Annotated in this window: 25 protein-coding genes; 22 read left to right on the forward strand and 3 right to left on the reverse strand. The window is 62.3% G+C overall.

The features are described from left to right. Positions 1-329: 329 nt before the first annotated feature. The 22 genes from ATC04_RS19505 (at position 330) to ATC04_RS15665 (ending at position 15,661) form a co-directional block, all read left to right on the forward strand. Positions 330-635 (forward strand): hypothetical protein, encoded by a 306-nt coding sequence (locus ATC04_RS19505; protein ID WP_152666754.1) that lies wholly within the window; start codon positions 330-332, stop codon positions 633-635. 55 nt (positions 636-690) lie between these two features. Beyond that, complete coding sequence (locus tag ATC04_RS15565; protein WP_047117931.1) at positions 691-921, forward strand: hypothetical protein; 231 nt, start codon at positions 691-693, stop codon at positions 919-921. Positions 922-953: 32 nt separating this feature from the next. Next, the gene (locus ATC04_RS15570) at positions 954-1,151 is read left to right on the forward strand and encodes a hypothetical protein (protein ID WP_047117932.1); all 198 of its coding nucleotides are present in this window, start codon (positions 954-956) and stop codon (positions 1,149-1,151) included. A 2-nt stretch (positions 1,152-1,153) separates the two neighbouring features. Next, positions 1,154-1,372, forward strand: coding sequence for a helix-turn-helix domain-containing protein (locus ATC04_RS15575; protein ID WP_231736118.1), 219 nt, complete (start codon positions 1,154-1,156; stop codon positions 1,370-1,372). Next, on the forward strand, positions 1,369-1,596 hold the full coding sequence (locus tag ATC04_RS19760; RefSeq protein ID WP_047117934.1) for a hypothetical protein: 228 nt from the start codon (positions 1,369-1,371) through the stop codon (positions 1,594-1,596). Before ATC04_RS15575 ends, ATC04_RS19760 begins: the two co-directional genes overlap by 4 nt. Positions 1,597-1,696: 100 nt before the next feature. After that, entirely contained in the window at positions 1,697-2,272 is a 576-nt protein-coding gene (locus ATC04_RS15585) for an HNH endonuclease (protein ID WP_160309064.1), read from the forward strand. Between the two features lie 207 nt (positions 2,273-2,479). Beyond that, positions 2,480-2,758, forward strand: a complete 279-nt coding sequence (locus ATC04_RS15590) for a hypothetical protein (protein WP_047117935.1) — start codon at positions 2,480-2,482, stop codon at positions 2,756-2,758. Positions 2,759-2,807: 49 nt separating this feature from the next. Next, positions 2,808-4,190, forward strand: a complete 1,383-nt coding sequence (locus ATC04_RS15595) for a hypothetical protein (protein ID WP_047117936.1) — start codon at positions 2,808-2,810, stop codon at positions 4,188-4,190. Positions 4,191-4,273: 83 nt separating this feature from the next. Further along, positions 4,274-5,497, forward strand: a complete 1,224-nt coding sequence (locus ATC04_RS15600) for a phage portal protein (protein WP_052772190.1) — start codon at positions 4,274-4,276, stop codon at positions 5,495-5,497. After that, positions 5,494-7,107 (forward strand): HK97 family phage prohead protease, encoded by a 1,614-nt coding sequence (locus ATC04_RS15605; RefSeq protein ID WP_047117937.1) that lies wholly within the window; start codon positions 5,494-5,496, stop codon positions 7,105-7,107. Before ATC04_RS15600 ends, ATC04_RS15605 begins: the two co-directional genes overlap by 4 nt. 2 nt (positions 7,108-7,109) lie before the next feature. Then, a complete protein-coding gene (locus tag ATC04_RS15610) occupies positions 7,110-7,427 on the forward strand; it encodes a hypothetical protein (RefSeq protein WP_047117938.1) in 318 nt (105 codons plus the stop codon). 3 nt (positions 7,428-7,430) lie between these two features. After that, complete coding sequence (locus ATC04_RS15615) at positions 7,431-7,793, forward strand: hypothetical protein (RefSeq protein WP_047117939.1); 363 nt, start codon at positions 7,431-7,433, stop codon at positions 7,791-7,793. Positions 7,794-7,802: 9 nt separating this feature from the next. After that, positions 7,803-8,219, forward strand: a complete 417-nt coding sequence (locus ATC04_RS15620; RefSeq protein WP_047117940.1) for a hypothetical protein — start codon at positions 7,803-7,805, stop codon at positions 8,217-8,219. 2 nt (positions 8,220-8,221) lie between these two features. Beyond that, positions 8,222-8,623 carry a hypothetical protein gene (locus tag ATC04_RS15625; protein ID WP_047117941.1) on the forward strand — a complete coding sequence of 134 codons (402 nt, stop codon included), beginning with the start codon at positions 8,222-8,224 and terminating at the stop codon, positions 8,621-8,623. Positions 8,624-8,625: 2 nt separating this feature from the next. Beyond that, positions 8,626-8,928, forward strand: a complete 303-nt coding sequence (locus tag ATC04_RS15630) for a hypothetical protein (RefSeq protein WP_052772191.1) — start codon at positions 8,626-8,628, stop codon at positions 8,926-8,928. Between the two features lie 132 nt (positions 8,929-9,060). Next, on the forward strand, positions 9,061-10,980 hold the full coding sequence (locus tag ATC04_RS15635) for a hypothetical protein (protein ID WP_052772192.1): 1,920 nt from the start codon (positions 9,061-9,063) through the stop codon (positions 10,978-10,980). After that, the gene (locus ATC04_RS15640; RefSeq protein WP_047117942.1) at positions 10,980-12,302 is read left to right on the forward strand and encodes a hypothetical protein; all 1,323 of its coding nucleotides are present in this window, start codon (positions 10,980-10,982) and stop codon (positions 12,300-12,302) included. Before ATC04_RS15635 ends, ATC04_RS15640 begins: the two co-directional genes overlap by 1 nt. Then, positions 12,303-13,700, forward strand: coding sequence for a hypothetical protein (locus tag ATC04_RS15645; RefSeq protein ID WP_047117943.1), 1,398 nt, complete (start codon positions 12,303-12,305; stop codon positions 13,698-13,700). After that, complete coding sequence (locus ATC04_RS15650) at positions 13,697-14,401, forward strand: hypothetical protein (RefSeq protein ID WP_047117944.1); 705 nt, start codon at positions 13,697-13,699, stop codon at positions 14,399-14,401. Before ATC04_RS15645 ends, ATC04_RS15650 begins: the two co-directional genes overlap by 4 nt. Positions 14,402-14,411: 10 nt before the next feature. Next, positions 14,412-15,125 (forward strand): peptidoglycan DD-metalloendopeptidase family protein, encoded by a 714-nt coding sequence (locus ATC04_RS19765; RefSeq protein WP_052772193.1) that lies wholly within the window; start codon positions 14,412-14,414, stop codon positions 15,123-15,125. A gap of 9 nt (positions 15,126-15,134) precedes the next feature. Next, positions 15,135-15,356: a hypothetical protein gene (locus ATC04_RS15660; RefSeq protein ID WP_047117945.1), complete on the forward strand. Its 222-nt coding sequence runs from the start codon at positions 15,135-15,137 to the stop codon at positions 15,354-15,356. A 20-nt stretch (positions 15,357-15,376) separates the two neighbouring features. Then, entirely contained in the window at positions 15,377-15,661 is a 285-nt protein-coding gene (locus tag ATC04_RS15665; RefSeq protein ID WP_152666757.1) for a hypothetical protein, read from the forward strand. A gap of 53 nt (positions 15,662-15,714) precedes the next feature. Here ATC04_RS15665 and ATC04_RS15670 read toward each other — a convergent pair whose 3' ends face one another. From ATC04_RS15670 to ATC04_RS15680, 3 genes are all read right to left on the reverse strand, one after another. Next, on the reverse strand, positions 15,715-16,542 hold the full coding sequence (locus tag ATC04_RS15670; RefSeq protein ID WP_047117947.1) for a tyrosine-type recombinase/integrase: 828 nt from the start codon (positions 16,540-16,542) through the stop codon (positions 15,715-15,717). A 186-nt stretch (positions 16,543-16,728) separates the two neighbouring features. Continuing rightward, positions 16,729-17,571, reverse strand: a complete 843-nt coding sequence (locus tag ATC04_RS15675) for an aldo/keto reductase (protein WP_047117948.1) — start codon at positions 17,569-17,571, stop codon at positions 16,729-16,731. Positions 17,572-17,635: 64 nt separating this feature from the next. Next, positions 17,636-18,085: a hypothetical protein gene (locus tag ATC04_RS15680; protein ID WP_047117949.1), complete on the reverse strand. Its 450-nt coding sequence runs from the start codon at positions 18,083-18,085 to the stop codon at positions 17,636-17,638. Positions 18,086-18,153 lie beyond the last annotated feature (68 nt).

Genomic DNA, 18,153 nt, shown 5'->3' on the forward strand with positions numbered 1-18,153 from the left:
CTAAAAGATTGCCACGGCCATCCGTCCAGCTCCGGCTGGTATCGCTGCCCCTACGGATTAGAGCCCGTCGTGCGCAAACATGCCGGGCAGGCACGAAAGTGCGCGTATACAAGCACCACCCGGTGCCCGTGTGATGACTCAGCCGTTCCGACCGAAGTCACCAGTTTTGTACGTCCCCAGAAATGGAGGCGTGCCCCGCGCTCCGATCTAGCGAACCTCCCAAAGTGCTCGCTCGAACCCGCTGGAACGCAAACACTGGCACTCAGTACCGGCACGGGGCACAAAACAGAATCAAGCAAGCACCGATCAAAGAAAGGACACCGGAAAACATGGGCGACGTAATACCGATCAGCAAGCAAGGCCGCTTCAATCTGGGGCCGGGAACCGCTCCGAGCAACAGCACCGCTAATCCATCCAACAAGTACGTGCGACCGCGCGACGTGAACACCTGCTGGGCATGCGGAACTCACAAGCCGATACCAGGGGAAAAGTACTGCATCGCCTGCGTGAAAGCCGGTCGCGACAATCCAATGATCGAGTGCATGTACTTCGACGAATGCCACACGATGTCACGCCGCCGCTACAAAGGCCAGCAATACTTCATCTGCCCACGACACAAGGAGAAGCGACCGTGATCGGTTCATGGTTCTGGGAATTCATCATCACCGCCTACACACATTGGATGCACTCATGGCTCTAACACCAAAGCTCAGCCTGGACGAAGTCCGGTCACAGCACACCGCCGCGATCAAGGCCGTCCAGGAAGCCGCCGTAGACCACGACGAAGCCGAACGCGACAACGAAGCCGGCACCTGGGCACGCTCCCAGACCTACGCCGTGTTCCTCAACGCCCTGCTGGACTACGAAATCATCGCCCGAGCCTATAACGAAGCACTGGCCAAGGCTGTGATGCGCGGATGATCACCACACCGCCCCGGCCATGGTCGCTCCGCATGCGCAACGCCGCCCGAGTCCTGCAGGCATATCTCGACGTGGAAACCCGGTTGCACGCCGATGCCGAAGCCGCACAAAAGATGGGCCTTGTTAACGCCGAAACAGCGATCCTACGCCGCATCGAAGCCGCCCAACTACAGACCACCGCAGCCCGTGCCCAGATGTGGATCATCCACCAGGAGGAACAGAACAAGTGACCATGCCGCAGCGCGAACGCGTCAACCTGCTGTCCAGCGACCAGCTAGCCGAATACTTGCAAGTCTCCGAACGCACCGTGCGCACCATGCGCGAGGACGGCACGGGGCCACGCTTCATTCGCCTGCGCGGCAAGATCCGCTACGCCCCATGGGACGTGCGCCAATGGCTCGACTCCCAGAGCACCAACCAGACCACCAAAGACAAGGAAGCGGCACTGTGAGCACACTGCACAAACTCAAGACTTTGTTAACCGATCTGCGCGACAAGATCCAGCGCCGCCAGTGGCACGTTTGCTGCCAGCTCTGCGCTTGGCAAGTCCACAATCTAGAGCATGAGCGCTTCGCCATCCGTCGTGCAGAAATGCACTTCCGAAACACCCATGATGGTCCGTTCGACGGTGCGAACTGGGATTGCTACACGAGCACCTGGCATACCCGTGCGTAGGCAGCGGCGGCGTGGTGGCCGGGCATCTGCCGAACTGACCCGGCAGGTGCTCGAATACTACGGGCGCGCCTGCTGGCTTCGCCTGCCGGGATGCACCAAGGTGGCCACCACCAAAGACCACATCATCCCGTACGCCGCCGGCGGTAGCGACCAGCTAGAGAACTTCCGGCCAGCATGCCAGCCGTGCAACTCGAAGCGTCAAGACCGCAAGGTAGGCGGTCAGGTGCGCATCATCACGGGGCCACCTGCTGCCGGCAAGGCCGCATACATTCAAGAGCACGCCTACCCACACGATGTAGTGATCGACCTCGACCGGCTCACCGCCGCGCTGACCGTGGCCGGCACCGTGGATCCAGCCCTGCGCGTGCCTGACCACATCAAGCACGTGGCCATTGGCGCACGCAAGGCAGCCATCGGCAGGGCCACCAGGCTACGCGAGAACGTGAGCATCTGGATCATCCATGCCATGCCATCACCTGACCAGCTCCAAGAGTACAAGTCGATGGGCTGGCAGATCATCACGATTGATCCAGGCGAACGCATCGTGCGTGAACGCATCGCCAACGAACGTGATTCATCGCTTCATCACGCTGCAGATCGTTACTATCACGCATCGCAAACCATCGAATCGCAATCATCGGTTCAACCATCGCGTGATTGGGGAATCGCGCAATGAACCGCCGCCGTTCGCCCCGTTTTTTTGGCTGGAAACGCCTAGGAAGCCCCGCGCCCCCTGTCCATCTCTCCCCATTTTCAACATAAAAATAAAAAAAGGAGGTGCAGAGTTTTGCCTGATCAGGACGGCCCCCAGGGCGAATTATTCGCCATGAATTCGGGGGTAAATTCGGGAGGATTCCCACTAAGCCCACTAGAAAAAAGCGTAATGAAAGCAGTAGCGAAAACTATCGAGCTGCGCCCCGATGATTACATGGCTCATGCCCTGGGCGAGCTTGCCATGGATCTTGCCCGCAACATCACGCTTGGAAACCGCAAGGGCCGCGCCGTCGCCAATGAAGCCGCGCAGCTCGCAAGCACACTAGACCAGATCAAGGGGGATACCTCCGCCGATGACGCTTCCAAGCTCCCAGCTGACGTACTCGAATTCGCAAAGGCGCTACAGTCTCGACCAGCTCAACCACCCGAGGTACGTCACACCGCGTAACTACGCCCGCGCCACCTACGGCGACCACACCGGGGCCATAGCCCACGCCATGGGCTGGCCATTTCTCACGTGGCAGCAGTACGTTGCCGACGTAGCCGGCGAAATCGAAGAGGACACCGGCACCTACTACTACAGCACCGTCGTAATCACCGTGCAGCGACAAGCCGGCAAGACCACCCTCGACGCAGCCGCCGGCATCCAGAACGCCATGCTGGGCAAGAACCGTCGCGTTTGGTACACCGCGCAGACCGGCCAGCACGCATCGGCGAAGTGGCGCGAAATGGTCGATGACTTTTTCCTGCAGTCGCCCATCGGCTGCCTGGGCAACCCGTCCTACTCGAACGGTGCCCAATCCCTGCGCTTCCTCACCGGCTCGACGCTCTCACCGCACCCACCCACCGAAGATTCTTTGCACTCGAAGCAGTCCGACCGCAACACCATTGACGAGTACTGGGCGTTCGACGCTCTGCAGGCGCAGCACCTGCGCGGTGCCATCGTGCCGACCACGACCACCCGCCGTAAATTGACCGGGCATCGACCGCAGCTGTGGATCATGTCCACCGAGGGTACCGGCGAATCCGAAGCGCTCAACGAGCTGCTGAAATCCCTGCGCGCCCACGTGCCCGACCGGGTAGCGTTCTTTGACTGGGGCATCCCGCATGACGTGCAGATCCCCGATGCCGACGAACCCGAAGAAGTCGGCAAGTTCCTAGACACCTGCTACCACTACCACCCCGGCGCAGGCCGGCTATTCGAGCGCGAGGACATGGACGGATTCTTGGCCGATCTGGGCCTGCCCGAGTTCACCCGCGCCTACGGCAACCGCCGCACCGGCGCCGTTTCCCGCGTCATCCCCGAAGCCGATTGGCTACGCGCTGGCACCGCTGACCCGGCCCCGCCAGATCTGCCAATGTGCCTAGGCGCTGCCGTGGGCAAGGACGGCACCGATTCCACGATCACCGCCACCTGGGCGCTACCCGACGGGCGCAAGCTAACCGAAGTCATCAAGCACGCCATCGGCACCTCATGGGTGCTCGATGACCTCGAAGTGCTCTCGCAGACGTTCGACGCGCACGCCGTCATCGACTCAGCCGGCCCGTCCGCTGACCTGTATGAGAAAGCCGTGAAATCCGAGCACATCAAACTGATCGACATGACGATCAAGCAATACACCGGCGCGTGCAGTGCCGTGTATTCCGGCATCGTCCACCTGGACAAGGACGGGGCCAAGCTCCCGCCGACATGGTTGCACCGTCCGCACCAGGCACTGAACGACGCAGCGGACACCGCCGCGAAACGCTCCACCGGCGACGGGGCATGGGCGTGGGGTCGGCGCGCGTCCACCGGCTCGATCAGCGCCATCGAAGCGGCCACCCTGTCCAGCTTCGGCGTGGACAACCTGCCCGAGAAAATCGGCATGCAGCTGTTCTAGTTTTGCCGTCGGTTGCCGTCCGTTGCCGTCGAATTGTCCGAGGGCTTCGCCGGGCGCAGTGAGCCATCCTAGCGTTTCATGCCATGGGATGGCTCACTGAATTCTTCCGAGGACGCACCGGCTCGCTGGACACGACCAGCAACGTCGCCGCGCGAGCGGTCATTGAGGCATCCCGCTCTACTTCGATCACCGCACCGTACACCCGCTCCACCCCTGACCAGTGGATCAGCGAAACCGATGCCGTGAGCTTGCACGATGTGTACCGCGCCATTGACATCATCTCCACCGCCGCAATCCAGCTGTCCATCGATGTGGAACGCAACGGGCGAGTACTGCCGGCATCCCAGCGCCCACCGCTGGTCACGTCGCCATCGGTGTTCATGGATCAGGCCGACTTCATCGAACAGTGTGTGCTCTCGCTGGTTGTCTCCGGCAACGCCTACTGGCGCAAGCAGTACGGCCCCGATCTGAACGTGGTCAACCTCGACTTGCTGAACCCTCATGAAGTGTGGGTCGGCTGGAATGAAACCCGCACCGCGCTCGAATACCAGTACCGCGGGGAAACGATCAAGGCCAACGACATGCAGCACATCACCCGCATGAAGCTGCCCGGCGAGGTCAAGGGACTGGGGCCGATCCAAGCCGCACGCCAGGAACTGGCCGGCGCGGCACTGACCCGCCGTTACGCGAACGAGTGGTTCGACGGCTCCGGCCAGCCCTCCGGCATCCTGTCCAGCGATCAGCATCTGGTTGGCGACGAGGGCAAGCAATACCGCGACGTGTGGAACGGCCTAGACCCGGAAACCGGCGAACCGATCCCGCAGCACGCGAACCCGTCCGGCATCAAGGTGCTGGGCAAGGGCCTGAGCTACGAACCGATCCTGCTTAGCCCCAAGGACGCGCAGTGGATCGAGTCGCAGCAGTTCGACACCACGAAAATCGCCCGGCTGTTCGGCATCCCGCCGCACCTGATGCTCGCAGCAGTAGAGGGCAGCTCGATGACCTACACCAACGTCGAACAGGCTTGGCAGGACTTCATCCGAACCACGCTCATGGGCTATCTACGCAAGATCGAACTGGCCCTAACCAAGCTAGTGCCGCGCGGCCAGTCCGTCCGCTTCAACGTGGAAACCCTGCTGCGCTCCGACACGAAATCACGGTACGAAGCGCACAACATCAGCCTGGGCCGCTGGAAAACCGTGGACGAGATCCGCGCCGACGAGAACATGGCCCCGCTGACCGACGCGCAGCGCGAAGAACTCAAAGCCACCGAACCCGCACCGACCCCAGTGGAGACAACCCCATGACCCGCACCGCCCCCACCGAACCGCTGATCCGCACCGCGCAGGTGCGCGCCGCCGGCTCCACCGATGCCATGGAATTTACCGGCATCGGCGTGCCCTACGGCGAACGCATCGAAGTCATGGATTGGTTCGGCAAGCACTCCGAGGAATTCGCGCCCGGCTCGGTAGAGCTGGCCGAAACCGGCGCGAAGATCTACTGGCGACACGGCGAAATCATCGGCCGTCTCACCGAGGGCCGCGACACCGAAGCCGGCTATGAACTCGACGCGAAGATCAGCGACACCACCCTTGGCCGCGACGCATACACCATGCTGCGCGACGGCACCATTGATCGGCTGTCCATCGGCTTCCAGCCCATCGAATGGCGCGAGGATGACGAGGGACATATCACCTACACCAAGGTGCGCGCCGTCGAATTCTCCCTAGTTCCCCACCCTGCTTACGCCAGCGCCGGCGTGAGCGCAGTCCGCTCCGCACAGACCCACACCCCGAAAGGCGACACCGTGCCAACTGACACCCTGACCCGCGACGACCTGAACCCGGTCAACGAAACCCTGGACAAGCTCGAACGCCAGATGGCCCTGATCCAGGCGAACACCACCCCATCCGGTCCGTCCGTCCCGCAGTTCCGCAGCATGGGCGAGTTCGTCAAGGCCATCGCCGACGGCGACGAGTCCGCAGCCGAATTCCACCGCCAGTACACCACCGGCGAACTGCAGCGCGCCTACACCGGCGGCACCACCGGCGATGCTGCCCTGACCGACACTTTCGTCGGCAACTTCATCAAGCTGGTTGGCCAGCGCCGCCGCATCATCAACAAGTTCACCACCGGCACCCTGCCGGCCAAGGGCATGAACGTGGACTACGTGCAGCTGCTCGATGACGGCACCGTCGTTGCCAAGCAGGCCGGCGAGGGCGAGCCGCTGCCATTCGGCAAGGTCACCCTCAAGCGCGATTCGGCTCCTGTCGAAACCTACGGCGGTTACGGCGACCTGTCGCTGCAGCTGGTCAAGCGTTCCGACACCCCCGTAATTGACACCACCCTGGAAGCGTTCGGTCTGCGCTACGCCAAGGTCACCAACGCCGCCGTGGCCACCGAGGTCAACCAGGTGATCACCGACCGTCTGGCCGCGTTCAACGACACCGGCGATCCTGACACCACCGCTGCCGTTACCCTGGCTGCCACCCGTACCCCCGACGAATGGCTGGACCTGATCGTAGATGCTGCGATGAACCGTGAGGACTCCGGCTTCGCCATCGAGGGCCTTATGGTGTCCGTGGACATCTTCAAGGAATTGATCCGGCTCAAGGACGGCGACCACCGCCTGATGACCGTCTACGGTCAGGGCACCAACACCGTGGGCCGGCTGGACCTGTCCGCAGTCTCTGGCGATCTGGCCAACGTCACCGTGGATCTGCTGCCCGGAGTGACCGGCGACCGCGCCGTGTTCTACGACCCGGTAGCGATCAAGACGCTGGAATCCCCAGGCGCACCGGCACGACTGCAGGACGAGAACATCATCAACCTGACCAAGCAGTTCAGCGTGCACGGTGATATGGCGATCCTGACCCCGTTCCCGGAAGCGATCCTGCCGGTCAACTTCGCCGCCTAGCCATGACGGTCACCATCCAACAGCTCGCAACGGAGACGGGCGCAAACGCCGTCCAGGATGCCACCCGTCTCCAAGAGCAGCTGACTGCCGCAACCGAGATTGTCACCAGGCTGACTAAGGGCTCTACAGTTCCCGCCGCCATGGTGGACCGGGCAATCCTCGAAGCGGCGGCAGACCTGTGGCGACGCAACAAGGCCCGAACCGGCGTACCGCAGTTCGATAGCTACGACGGCAACCCCGAGCCGCTGCCGAGCCTGCGCGACCCACACACATCGGCGTACATCATCCTGCGCCCATGGCTCCGACCCGGAATTGGATAACCCATGCTCAACGAAGCCATTACCGAAGTCGTGGACTTCATCACCGGGCTGGGGCTGGATGCCGACGTGACCGAGAACGCGACGGCAGCAGCCAACAGCCTGTCCCAAGGCCGCGCCGTGATCGTGGTTCCCCCACCGCGCATCACGGCGCTTACGACGGTCACCGCAGAATTCGAGTTCAAAACCATCGTCGCCGCCGGCCCGTTCGATAACCAAGGCCGTGCCGTCCAGACGCTCGAACCGCTGCTGCTGGCCCTCATGCGTAGCGACCTCATGCCGTCCGACGCGGAACCAAACGTGTTCCAGTCTGCTGACAACTACCCATACCCGTGCTACGTGCTCACGCACACCACCTATTCCGATTAGGAGAACCCCATGGCTATCAAGTCCCACAAGCTGGGCCCCGGCTCGCTGACCTTTGGTGAAGTCGCCAGCGAAGAGGAATTCGCCTCCCAGCTGCGCTCCGCGTCCCTGACCCCGGACGTGGAAGAGGAAGACCCCATCCCGGTGCTCTCCGGCGAAGAGATGGCCGGCGACGAGGACTACACCTGGACGATCGGCGGCACCATCCTGGACGACTACACCGCTGACTCGCTGGCCGTCTGGGCGAACACCCACAAGGGCCAGGAACTGCCGTTCGAGTTCCAGCCCAACGCCGAGACCGGAACGCTCAAGGTCACCGGCGTGGCGAAGATCCGCCCGATTGCCATCGGCGGCGATGTGAAGTCCCGCAACGAAAACGACTTCGAATTCAAGGTCGTTGGCCAGCCGACGTTCGGCACCATCGCCTAACCATGGCCAGCAAACCGATTGTCTCGGTGGACGGTGGCCGCATGCTACGCGCCACCCTCAAAGCCGCCGAGCACGATCTGTCCACGCTCCAAGGCATCCACGCGCGTGTTGCTTCCGTCGTGGAGGGCCGCGCCCGCCAGATGGCCCCCAAGGTCACTGGCACGCTGGCCAGCACCATCCGGTCATCGGGCACCAAGACCGCCGCCGTGGTGCGCGCCGGCTTCAAACGCACCCCGTACGCCGGCCCCAATAACTGGGGCTGGCCCGAGGGCGCATCCGGCATCAAAGGCAGTTTCGGTGGCGAGCACTGGATCACCGTGGCTGCCAAGCAGACCGAACCACAATGGCTAGCCCTGTATCTAGCCGAAGTGAACAAAGCCATTTCCAAAGTCAAAGGAATCTGAACATGTCCAAGCTCAACAAGATTGCCGGCTACTACGAAGACGAGCACGGCACCGAACACGGCCCGTTCCGCATCAACCTGCACGACAAGCTGCAATACGAAAAGACCGCCAAAGCACGCAACTGGGATGCCGAAGCCGACTCGATCACCTCCGACGTGTTCCTTGTCTGGCACGCGTCCCGCCGCGCCGGTGCCCACCAGCTGACCTTTGAGCAGTTCACCGACCAGATGGTCGATGCCGCCGCTCAGAAGCTCGAAGAGGAAGACACCGAGGACGCGCCCTTATCAGCAGGGGACTCTCTCTAGGAACTTAGTCGCGCTGGCCATCCGCTCCGGTATCGCACCGGACGTATGGCGAGCACAAGACCCTGCTGATCTGATGACCGCTTTCGACCTGCTAGAGGAAGAAAGCAACGAACTCGAAGAGGACTGAACCCCATGGCAAAATCGGCGATCATGTCGCTGCGCGTCATCGCAGACACCAAACAGGCGCAAAGCGGCCTGAAGCGTGCCGGCTCTGCCGTGGGAACATTCCTGAAAGTAGCCGGCGGCGCAGCACTCGCGTACGCCGGCATCAAGCTGCTCGAATACGGTAAGAACGCCGTGAAGATGGCCGGCGACCTCGAACAGTCCGTGGGCGCGATCGACACAGTGTTCAAGGGCAACTCAGGGCAGATGCACCAGTGGTCTAAGGACGCGCAGACGAACGTCGGTCTGACCCGTAACGAGTTCAACGAGCTGGGCACCCTGATCGGCACGCAGCTGAAAAACGGCGGCACGGCCATGGATCAGCTTGCACCGAAAACCAACCAGTTGATCACCCTGGGCGCAGACCTGTCCAGCATGTTCGGCGGCACGTCCAAGGAAGCCGTCGAAGCGCTATCGAGCGCGCTCAAGGGCGAACGCGACCCCATCGAACGCTACGGCGTATCGCTGAATCAGGCGAAGATCGACGCGGAAGCCGCCGCGCTGGGCTTCAAGAAAGTGGGCGGTTCGCTGTCCAACGAAGCCAACCAGGCGGCCACCCTGTCGCTGATCATGAAGCAGACCGCCGACGCGCACGGCAACTTCGCCAAGGAATCGAACACCATGCAGGGCCAGATGGCCCGAGCCGATGCCACCTGGAAGAACATCCAGACCACCATCGGTCAGCTGTTCCTGCCGGCGATCACCGCCGTGATGACGTTCATCAACACCAGCGTACTGCCGGGCTTGCAGTCCATGGTCAACGGGCTGGGGCAAGGCGGCAGCGCGTTCGGATTCATCCAGGGCGCTATCGCCAAGCTACAGCCGATCCTCGACGTGTTCGGCGCGATCTGGCGCGACTCCCTGCTGCCGGCCATCCAAGGCTTCGCACTGCAGGCCGCGCCGATCATTGGCATGGTCAAGGAAACCATCGCCGTGTTCGCCCGTGAGTCCGGCCCCATCATCCAGGGGCTTGCCACGCTGTTCGCTAACGTCTGGAAAGTTATTGGCCCTGTAGTCATCGCTATTGTGTCCGGCATCGTCGGCAACGTGGTCGGCTTCATCAAGGGCATGCTGAACGTCATCCAGGGCGTAGTGAAATTGGTGTCCGCTCTGTTCCGTGGCGACTGGAAAGCCGCATGGGAAGCAGTCAAGCAGATCGTTTCCGGCGCAGTGCAGGCCGTCTGGAACTTCATCCAGCTAACCCTGATCGGCAAGGCGTTCGGCGCGATCAAGATCGGCATCAACGCCGTGAAGGGATTCTTCCGCACCGGCTTCAACGCCATGAAAAACAGTGTGTCCACGGCCATGAACGGCATCAAAGCCATCGGCTCCAACATCATGACCGCGTTCAAGTCCATCGTGAAGCGCGGCATCGACGGCGCACTGGGCTTCATCAAGGGCATGCCCGGCAAGATCAAGTCCGCACTAAGCAACCTGGGCGGTCTGCTCAAGGGCGCAGGCAAGGCCATCATCGACGGCTTTGTAGGCGGCCTGCGCGGCGCATGGGACAAAGGCATGGAATTCGTCAAGGGCATCGGTGGATGGATTGCCGACCACAAGGGCCCGATCAGCTACGACAAGAAGCTGCTGATCCCCGCCGGCAAGGCCATCATGGGCGGCCTGACCAAATCGCTCAAGGGCGAAATGCCGCAGCTCAAGCGCGTGCTGAACAAGGTCACCGAAGAAATTGGCGGACTGTCCGCAGCACCGAAGATCAGCCTGGCCACCGACCCGCTGGGCCGCACTCGACTCAAAGCCACCGGTGCCAACGGCCAAACTATCTTCAATATCACCATCAATGCCGGCGTTGGCAGTGACCCAATTGCCATCGGCCGCGAGATTGAGAAGATCCTCAAGCGGTACCGCAAGCACATGAGTGGAGCGAACTAATGGCGCTGCCCCCACGGCTCTACCTGAACGGCCGACAGCTGGCCGGCACCCGTGCTGCTAACGCGCCGGTGCTGGCCCCTGCCGAACTCACTTGGGGTTCCGATGGAGCCTATGAGCAGCCCGAGCCCGACAACCTCAAGTTCACCCTGCTGTTCAAAGAATCCATGTATGACGTACCCGATCTGGTCAAGGGTGCCGAAGTGGAACTGCTGGTCGCCACCTCCGAGGGCTGGCGCACGCTCTTCGCAGGGCGCATCCGCACGCTCAGCGCTGCCCCGTCCACCCGTTATGAGGGCGGGCTGGAAGTCACCGCGAACGCGACCAGCCACAAGGCCGACATTGAGAACGCGTATATCTCGACCAACTGGCCATCTGGCGCGAACCGGGTCTCGCATCTGAACGCCGCGTTCCTGGCCGAGAACTGGTTCGTCTACTTCCCCGAAAACAGTCAGGACAGCGCGCAGGCCGTCTACAACAGCGTCAAGCTGATGACCATGCTCGAACGCTACATGAACCGATACCGGGGCAAAGCATTCGATACTTCATACCGAGGTTCGGACGGAGATTTGAGAAAGCGCCTGACCGTCATGGAGGGATCATCCCGGTACGTCAAGCCTGACCAGCTGCTGGCCAGCCCGCCGGGCGTGTGGAAGAAAACCTACAACAGCCCAATGATCAGCGGCGCCCCGTCGCAAATCCTGTACCTGCCAGCGTCCAACGCGCTGCAAGACCCGTCGTGGACTCAAGACCCCGACAACGCGATCACCGCCGTCACCCTGTCCACTATGGCGCTGGGCGATGACGGGTTCACCACCCAGACCGAACGGAACTACCGGGCACCGCAAGCCATCCGAGACCAGTTTGGCGTGCAGTCCGTGGACTTCGAAACCGACCTGCTGAACTCCGCCGATTGGCAGTCCGCCGCGAACGACTGGATGACCACCGACTCGCCGTGGAAGATGAGCGAACTCACCATCAACGACAGCGACCTGATGACCGAAGCCGACCTTGCCGACCTGCTAGCTAACGACACGCGCTTCAACACGCTGATCGTCGTCACCGGCATCATGGCCAACCGTCCCGACCCCGGCCCGTCCGACCTGCGCAGTTACCTGCTGGGAGGAACCTACACCTGGGACGGGAAAGCCTGGGCGATGACCCTGACGCTAGAGCGCACCATCACCGCCTTGGACGGGGCCGGCGACTACTGGACCTGCCAGTTAGTTGGCGCATCGGCCAACCCCAACATTGCGAATGCCACCTGCGCCAGCGTTGGCGACACGCTGACCGTAGGCGATTTCAAATTCATAGGAGCACCATAAATGCCTGAAACACCGCTAGGTATCCCCACCCCCGCGGATAGCGTCAAAATATCTCAGCTGGCCGCGTCCATCCGCGCCGCCGCCGGGAAGATTGACGACCTGCTGCAAGGTGGGCTGACCCCCGAGCTAATCGAAGCAGCAACCCAAGTCGCCGTAGACGCTGTGCAGGACGCAGCGATCCAGCTGGACTTCATCACAGGAAGCGACGACCGAGTATTGCGCACGACCAACGAACTGAACTACGCCATCCCCTTCGCCGACGATGACGGATACACCGCCGGCGGGTTCTACGACTCCGGCGAATTCAACACCGAAATGCCGCCGCTGATCCAAGGCCAGACCGGCATGGTCGGCCAGCCCGTCAACGCTCCCGGCTGGCAAACCGTGGTCACCGACGAAGACGGCGTAGTAGCGTTCGGTATCCGCGATGACGGGTACACGCATATTAGCTACGGCAACATCGCCCCCCAGGACAGCGCCAACACCGCCGTGGGCTACACCCGTTCCCAGCGCAACCGTGTCGCCTGCATCGGCGACTCGCTGACCTACGGCTACTTCGACGGAAGCGCCGGCCCCACCAGCGACTCATACCCGGCCAAGCTGGCCGACCTTGTGCCCGCCGGGGTGGACGTGTTCAATCTGGGCACCTCCGGCTGGTGCGTGGATGAGGTGGCCGTGCGCATCGGCGCCATCCCAGTTCCGCTCACTGCCACGCTGAACCGTATCCCGGCCAGTGGCCCGGTCAACGTCATCACCGATGAAGTGATCGGGTTCCGTGCACTCGGCTCCGCTGTGAGCTTCCCCGGCACTTTGGCCGGCGTGCCCGGCATACTGCGTCGCCAGGACTCCAACACCCTGCTGACGTTCACCCGCTCTACCGCCGGCACCGAAGTGCCCTTGGAACCGGGCACCGTGTTCGTCCCGGACATGACCGGACACGACGCAGACACCTCGATCATCCTGCTGGGCCGCAACGACATCGCCCTGGGCGTGACCGGCGCTGAATCATCGGTTGCAGAACACATCATCGCCGGCGTGCAACGCATCGTGAACTGGCATACCCGTCAGCTCAAGCAGGTGCTTGTCGTGCCACCGACCACGACCGTGGGCGAGGAGGCAGGCACTGCCGGCTATGTCACCGCAACGACAGTGCGCGACGGGCTCCAACTGGCCTATGGGCCAAAGTGCTACGACCTGCGCCACGAACTGGTCCATGAAGCGATCTATGAGCAGGGCATCACCCCGACTCCCACCGACCTAGCCAAGATGACCGCCGACACGCTCCCGCCCTCCATCATGGATCCCGGCGACGGAACACACTGGAGCCGGCAAACCGCAGTATGGGTAGCCGCCCGATTCAACACCTACATGACCCAACGAGAATGGATTCGACCATGACCATCGCCCGCGCCATCATCCGACCCGGCAAGTGGACCGCACGCAACGACACCTGGCCAAAGGTCGACCTGACCTATGTGGAACCAATCCGCGACGCATATTTCGACTGGGCGGCCGACCAGCTGCCCTTGGGTTCGCTCACCCAGTGGTCTTCCCTGATCGACAACTCGCCGCTGCTCGCCGATGGCGGCGCGCCACAAGTTGTCAACTCCGGCGGGAAGAAAGCCGTCCGATTCAACGGCTCCACCAACCGCATGCGTGTGCTCACCCCCAACGTGCCTGCCGCGCACACAGTGGTGACAATCTTCCGACTGTTAACACCCGAATACGGAGATGCCGCAGTATTCGACTATGCGTCAAGCGGTGCTGGGGCTGTTTTCGTCGCATCAGACGCTTTACGCATTGAAGGTCGAATCGCCGGCCTCGGCACTACTTTGGATCCTGCGATTCCAGCAGACACGAATTGGCATATTGCGATCTTGACTTCGAACGGAGCAAATTCTGCCCTCCGCATTGATGAAGTCGAAGCCGCCAAGTCTGTCACTTCCACGGCCCGGCAAGGCATCACGCTCGGATTCAACCATAATTCGGCTGATAGTCGTGCCCATATTGAGTATCGGCGCAACATCATCATGCCGCCGCTGAACGCGACCGAACGCGCGGCGCTGTACTCCAAGCTCAAGACCGCGTACGGAATCTAGAAAGGCAACCATGACCAAGTTTTCTAGCCCCGTCCCCGTAGGCGCACGCTACACCAGCGCGTACGGACGCCGTTGGGGCACGCTCCACGCCGGCGACGATTACGCGCCGATCAAGCCGGGCGACCATGACCCGATCTACGCCGCCGCCGACGGCACCGTGCTGGACTCCGGCACCGGGATCTTGGCCGGCCATACCGGGCAGATCGTGATCATCGACCACGGCCTGCTCACCGGCAACGGGTCCAGCGACTACACCATGACCAACTACGGGCACATGTCCAAGATCGTCGTAGTGCCCGGCCAGCGCGTGCAGGCTGGCCAGCTGATCGGCTACATGGGCGACACCGGCAACGTGACCGGCGTGCACGTCCATGCTGGGGTGCGATTCAAGCGCAAGGGCTCCAAGTCTTGGAAGTGGGCGAGCTTTCACAAGTGGATGCGATCCAAGGGCATCACCCCCGGCAAGACCGCCCCGCGCCGCCCTGTCGAAGCGTCGAAGCCAGCCGGCAAGACCTACCGGAACCTGTCGCTCAAGAACAAGTCCACCGGCAACGACGTGCTGGCCGTGTCCCGTGCGCTGCGCTCCGAGGGCTACACCCGCCAGGGCGACACCAAGGTGTTCACCGCGCAGCTCGACGTGAACGTGCGCGACTTCCAGCGCCGCACCGGACTCGTCGTAGACGGCGTGGCCGCTGAAAGGACCCAGAAACGACTAGGACTGTAGGAGGAAAGAATGGCTGAATCGAAGCGTACCGTTGGCCCTGTCACCGTGGCTGCCGGCGGTGGCTCCGTCGTGGGCTACGCGGCGGCGACCGTGATCGTGTGGATCTTGGCGCAGCTGGGCGTAGACGCTGCCGAGATTGAAGATGCTATCGCGGTGCTGCTGACCGTGGCCGGCACCGTGCTGGGCGGTTGGCTGGTGAAGCCCGGCACCGGCAAGCGAGCGATAGAGTGACCCCGGCAATGGATGAATATGTGAATCTCCGAACCGACATTGCCGAGCTGCGCGGCGTGCTCACCGGCCAGCTCAGCTCGCTGCAGGCCGGGCAGGATCGACACGACGAGGAATCGAAGCGTGTGCATGCCGAGTTCGACATGGTGCACCAGCGATACAACCAGCTCGAATCGAAAACCGCCACGCATACGGTGGAAATCGAGAACCTGAAACAGCGCGACGGGCACGCACGCGCCAACGTGTCACTGTGGATTGCCGGGGCCGGTGTCATCATCGCGCTGGCCAGCAAGATCACCTGGGCATAGCAAAAGGCCACCATTTTCGTCAAGCGACGAATATGGTGGCCTTTGCGCTGCGCTCATGCTGCCTTGGGCAACTCCAAACGTGCCAGCGCTTCCACGCGCCGCTCATTGGGCACAAGGGTGTAGATCTGTGTGCTGGTGATCGACTCGTGCCGCATGAGTTCCTGCACCGTGCGCAGATCCGCGCCCGAGGTCAGCAGGTTGGTGCCGAACCAGTGCCGCAGCTGATGACCGGTAGCCGGCACCCCGGCACGCTGCATCGCATGGCTCATGACCGTAGACACGCTCTTTGCCGTGACATGCCCGGTGCTGGTCAGTTCGGACGGGAACCACCAGGAGCGCTTCGGCATCGCTTCCACCAATTCGAGCATGCCAGGGTGCAACGGGATCACCGCCGTTCCACCGCCTTTGCCTTGGACTCGCAGTTGCATGGCGTGCACGTCGAAGTCATCCCCGCGCACCTTGGCGACCTCATGGGCGCGAAGCCCTTGGAGCGCGGCCAGCATGATCTTCATCCGCGTGAGCCGGCGCGGCGTCGATTCCAGCAGCGCGATGAAGTCACCGTTAGTGATAGGCCGGGGCACGCACTTGGGACGGCGCGGTGCCGGCAGATCGGTCATGGGGTTATCGTCTCGCAAGCCGATGAGCACGGCCCACTTCGAGAACGCCTTGACCTGTGTGTAGTAGCTGGCGCGACTGGCCGGCTTCAATCCTTTGCGCCCGAGGTATCGCACGACGTGGCGTTGCGTGAAACTCTCCGGCGTGGTGCCGGTGAACTCGAAGAAGTGCCAAAGCGTGGTCTGTCGTTCGCTGATTGTCCGCTCTGCTCGCCCGATGCCACGCATCCAGGCACACCAATCCGCAATAGTTCCGCTTGTGTCCATAACCCCCACCTAATCCGATTCTTACATTAGACACGCCGGGGAAGCGCTAGGCGGCCATAGCTAGGCGGTGAACGGGGAACTCGTAAAGAGCAGGTCGCCGGTTCAAATCCGGCAGGGGGCTCCATGTGAAGAAAAGGTCCTTGGTTTCAGCTGAAACCAAGGACCTTTTCGCATCCGCAGTGGGTGCTAGGCGAAATCTGCGGTGGCCGGGTCGGCGGCGATACGGCCTTCGGCTCCCCGGTCCAGGCCGTTGATCGCGGCCAGGTCCTCGTCATCCAGGGTGAGCTGCAGCGAGGCGAAGTTCTCGATGATGCGCGCATCGGTCACCGACTTCGGGATGACCACGTTGCCCAGGGCCAGGTGCCAGGCGATGACCACCTGCGCCACGGAGGCCTTGTGCTTTTCGGCGATCTTCACCAGAACCGGGTCGGTCAGGAGGTCGCCGCCCTGGCCCAACGGGGACCAGGACTCGTGCAGGATGCCGTGCTGCGCCTCGTAGGCGCGCAGTTCGGACTGCGGGAAGTACGGGTGGGTTTCCACCTGGTTGATCACCGGGCGCACGCCGGTCTCGGCGTAGAGCTCTTCCAGCGCCTCGATGGTGAAGTTGCAGACGCCGATGGACTTGGCCTTGCCGTCCTTCTGCAGCTGGATCAAGGCCTTCCAGGTGTCCACGTAGGTGCCGCGCTTGGGCTGCAGCCAGTGGATCAGGTACAAGTCGACGTAGTCCAAGCCCAGACGCTGCAGCGACGCGTCGGCAGCGGCCAGGGTGTTCTCGTAGCCCTGGTCGGCGTTCCACACCTTGGTGGTGATGAACAGTTCTTCGCGCGGGACGCTGGATGCGGCAATGGCGCGGCCGACGCCTTCTTCGTTGCCGTAGATCTTGGCGGTGTCGATGTGGCGGTAGCCCGCATCGATGGCCTTGCCGACCACGATTTCAGCCTCGGCGTCAGGCACCTGCCATACGCCGTAGCCGAGCTGGTCGATGGTGTTTCCGTCGTGGAATTTCAGTTCTGGAACAGTTTGGGTCATGCACTTAATCTAGTGCATCCCCAGCCCTGGCCGCAGGGATTTTCAGGAACATCGTAAGGTAGCTTTACTTGAGCGCTTCCAAAAGCTGTGCAGCCCGGTTGACGTCCTCTTTCACGATCTGGGCGCGGTGCACGACGGACAGGACATTGATCGGCGAACCGGCTTCAGCCTGCATGCGCATCATGGCGATCACCTGGGCGGTGGTCGCCAGGTCGTTGGCAGACTTGGTCAGCGAGCGGTGCACGCTGGCGGTGGCCTGCGGAATCACCTCATCCTCGCTGGGAGTGATCCGCTGGGCATCGGTGCACAGCTGGCGTACCATGGGCAGCAGGTCGGCCATCTCGTTAGCCGGCTTCACCAGCTGGTTGTAGACCTCGACGTCGTTGATGCCTTCGAGCACCTGGAAAATGCGGTCCAGGGATCGGGTGAAGCGATCGTGGGCACGGCGCCACACGCCCTCGCCCAATTCGCGATTTGCCGCACGCTGTGCGCGCAAACGTGAGAAGAATGCCATCGCTCTACTTTGCAAGTTGTCGTTTCAAGTCAGTACCAAGCCTACCGGGCAGTACCGCCGCGTGGAGT

It is taken from the genome of Arthrobacter sp. YC-RL1 (assembly GCF_001454985.1).
Taxonomy (GTDB): Bacteria; Actinomycetota; Actinomycetes; order Actinomycetales; family Micrococcaceae; genus Glutamicibacter; species Glutamicibacter soli.

What these genes read in the sequence shown, in the direction of transcription:
- ATC04_RS19505 (WP_152666754.1), top strand. Translation starts at nt 330, where the DNA reads ATGGGCGACGTAATACCGATCAGCAAGCAAGGCCGCTTCAATCTGGGG.
- ATC04_RS15565 (WP_047117931.1), top strand. Translation starts at nt 691, where the DNA reads ATGGCTCTAACACCAAAGCTCAGCCTGGACGAAGTCCGGTCACAGCAC.
- ATC04_RS15570 (WP_047117932.1), top strand. Translation starts at nt 954, where the DNA reads ATGCGCAACGCCGCCCGAGTCCTGCAGGCATATCTCGACGTGGAAACC.
- ATC04_RS15575 (WP_231736118.1), top strand. Translation starts at nt 1,154, where the DNA reads ATGCCGCAGCGCGAACGCGTCAACCTGCTGTCCAGCGACCAGCTAGCC.
- ATC04_RS15590 (WP_047117935.1), top strand. Translation starts at nt 2,480, where the DNA reads ATGAAAGCAGTAGCGAAAACTATCGAGCTGCGCCCCGATGATTACATG.
- ATC04_RS15595 (WP_047117936.1), top strand. Translation starts at nt 2,808, where the DNA reads ATGGGCTGGCCATTTCTCACGTGGCAGCAGTACGTTGCCGACGTAGCC.
- ATC04_RS15600 (WP_052772190.1), top strand. Translation starts at nt 4,274, where the DNA reads ATGGGATGGCTCACTGAATTCTTCCGAGGACGCACCGGCTCGCTGGAC.
- ATC04_RS15605 (WP_047117937.1), top strand. Translation starts at nt 5,494, where the DNA reads ATGACCCGCACCGCCCCCACCGAACCGCTGATCCGCACCGCGCAGGTG.
- ATC04_RS15610 (WP_047117938.1), top strand. Translation starts at nt 7,110, where the DNA reads ATGACGGTCACCATCCAACAGCTCGCAACGGAGACGGGCGCAAACGCC.
- ATC04_RS15615 (WP_047117939.1), top strand. Translation starts at nt 7,431, where the DNA reads ATGCTCAACGAAGCCATTACCGAAGTCGTGGACTTCATCACCGGGCTG.
- ATC04_RS15620 (WP_047117940.1), top strand. Translation starts at nt 7,803, where the DNA reads ATGGCTATCAAGTCCCACAAGCTGGGCCCCGGCTCGCTGACCTTTGGT.
- ATC04_RS15625 (WP_047117941.1), top strand. Translation starts at nt 8,222, where the DNA reads ATGGCCAGCAAACCGATTGTCTCGGTGGACGGTGGCCGCATGCTACGC.
- ATC04_RS15630 (WP_052772191.1), top strand. Translation starts at nt 8,626, where the DNA reads ATGTCCAAGCTCAACAAGATTGCCGGCTACTACGAAGACGAGCACGGC.
- ATC04_RS15635 (WP_052772192.1), top strand. Translation starts at nt 9,061, where the DNA reads ATGGCAAAATCGGCGATCATGTCGCTGCGCGTCATCGCAGACACCAAA.
- ATC04_RS15640 (WP_047117942.1), top strand. Translation starts at nt 10,980, where the DNA reads ATGGCGCTGCCCCCACGGCTCTACCTGAACGGCCGACAGCTGGCCGGC.
- ATC04_RS15645 (WP_047117943.1), top strand. Translation starts at nt 12,303, where the DNA reads ATGCCTGAAACACCGCTAGGTATCCCCACCCCCGCGGATAGCGTCAAA.
- ATC04_RS15650 (WP_047117944.1), top strand. Translation starts at nt 13,697, where the DNA reads ATGACCATCGCCCGCGCCATCATCCGACCCGGCAAGTGGACCGCACGC.
- ATC04_RS19765 (WP_052772193.1), top strand. Translation starts at nt 14,412, where the DNA reads ATGACCAAGTTTTCTAGCCCCGTCCCCGTAGGCGCACGCTACACCAGC.
- ATC04_RS15660 (WP_047117945.1), top strand. Translation starts at nt 15,135, where the DNA reads ATGGCTGAATCGAAGCGTACCGTTGGCCCTGTCACCGTGGCTGCCGGC.
- ATC04_RS15670 (WP_047117947.1), bottom strand. Translation starts at nt 16,542, where the DNA reads ATGGACACAAGCGGAACTATTGCGGATTGGTGTGCCTGGATGCGTGGC.
- ATC04_RS15675 (WP_047117948.1), bottom strand. Translation starts at nt 17,571, where the DNA reads ATGACCCAAACTGTTCCAGAACTGAAATTCCACGACGGAAACACCATC.
- ATC04_RS15680 (WP_047117949.1), bottom strand. Translation starts at nt 18,085, where the DNA reads ATGGCATTCTTCTCACGTTTGCGCGCACAGCGTGCGGCAAATCGCGAA.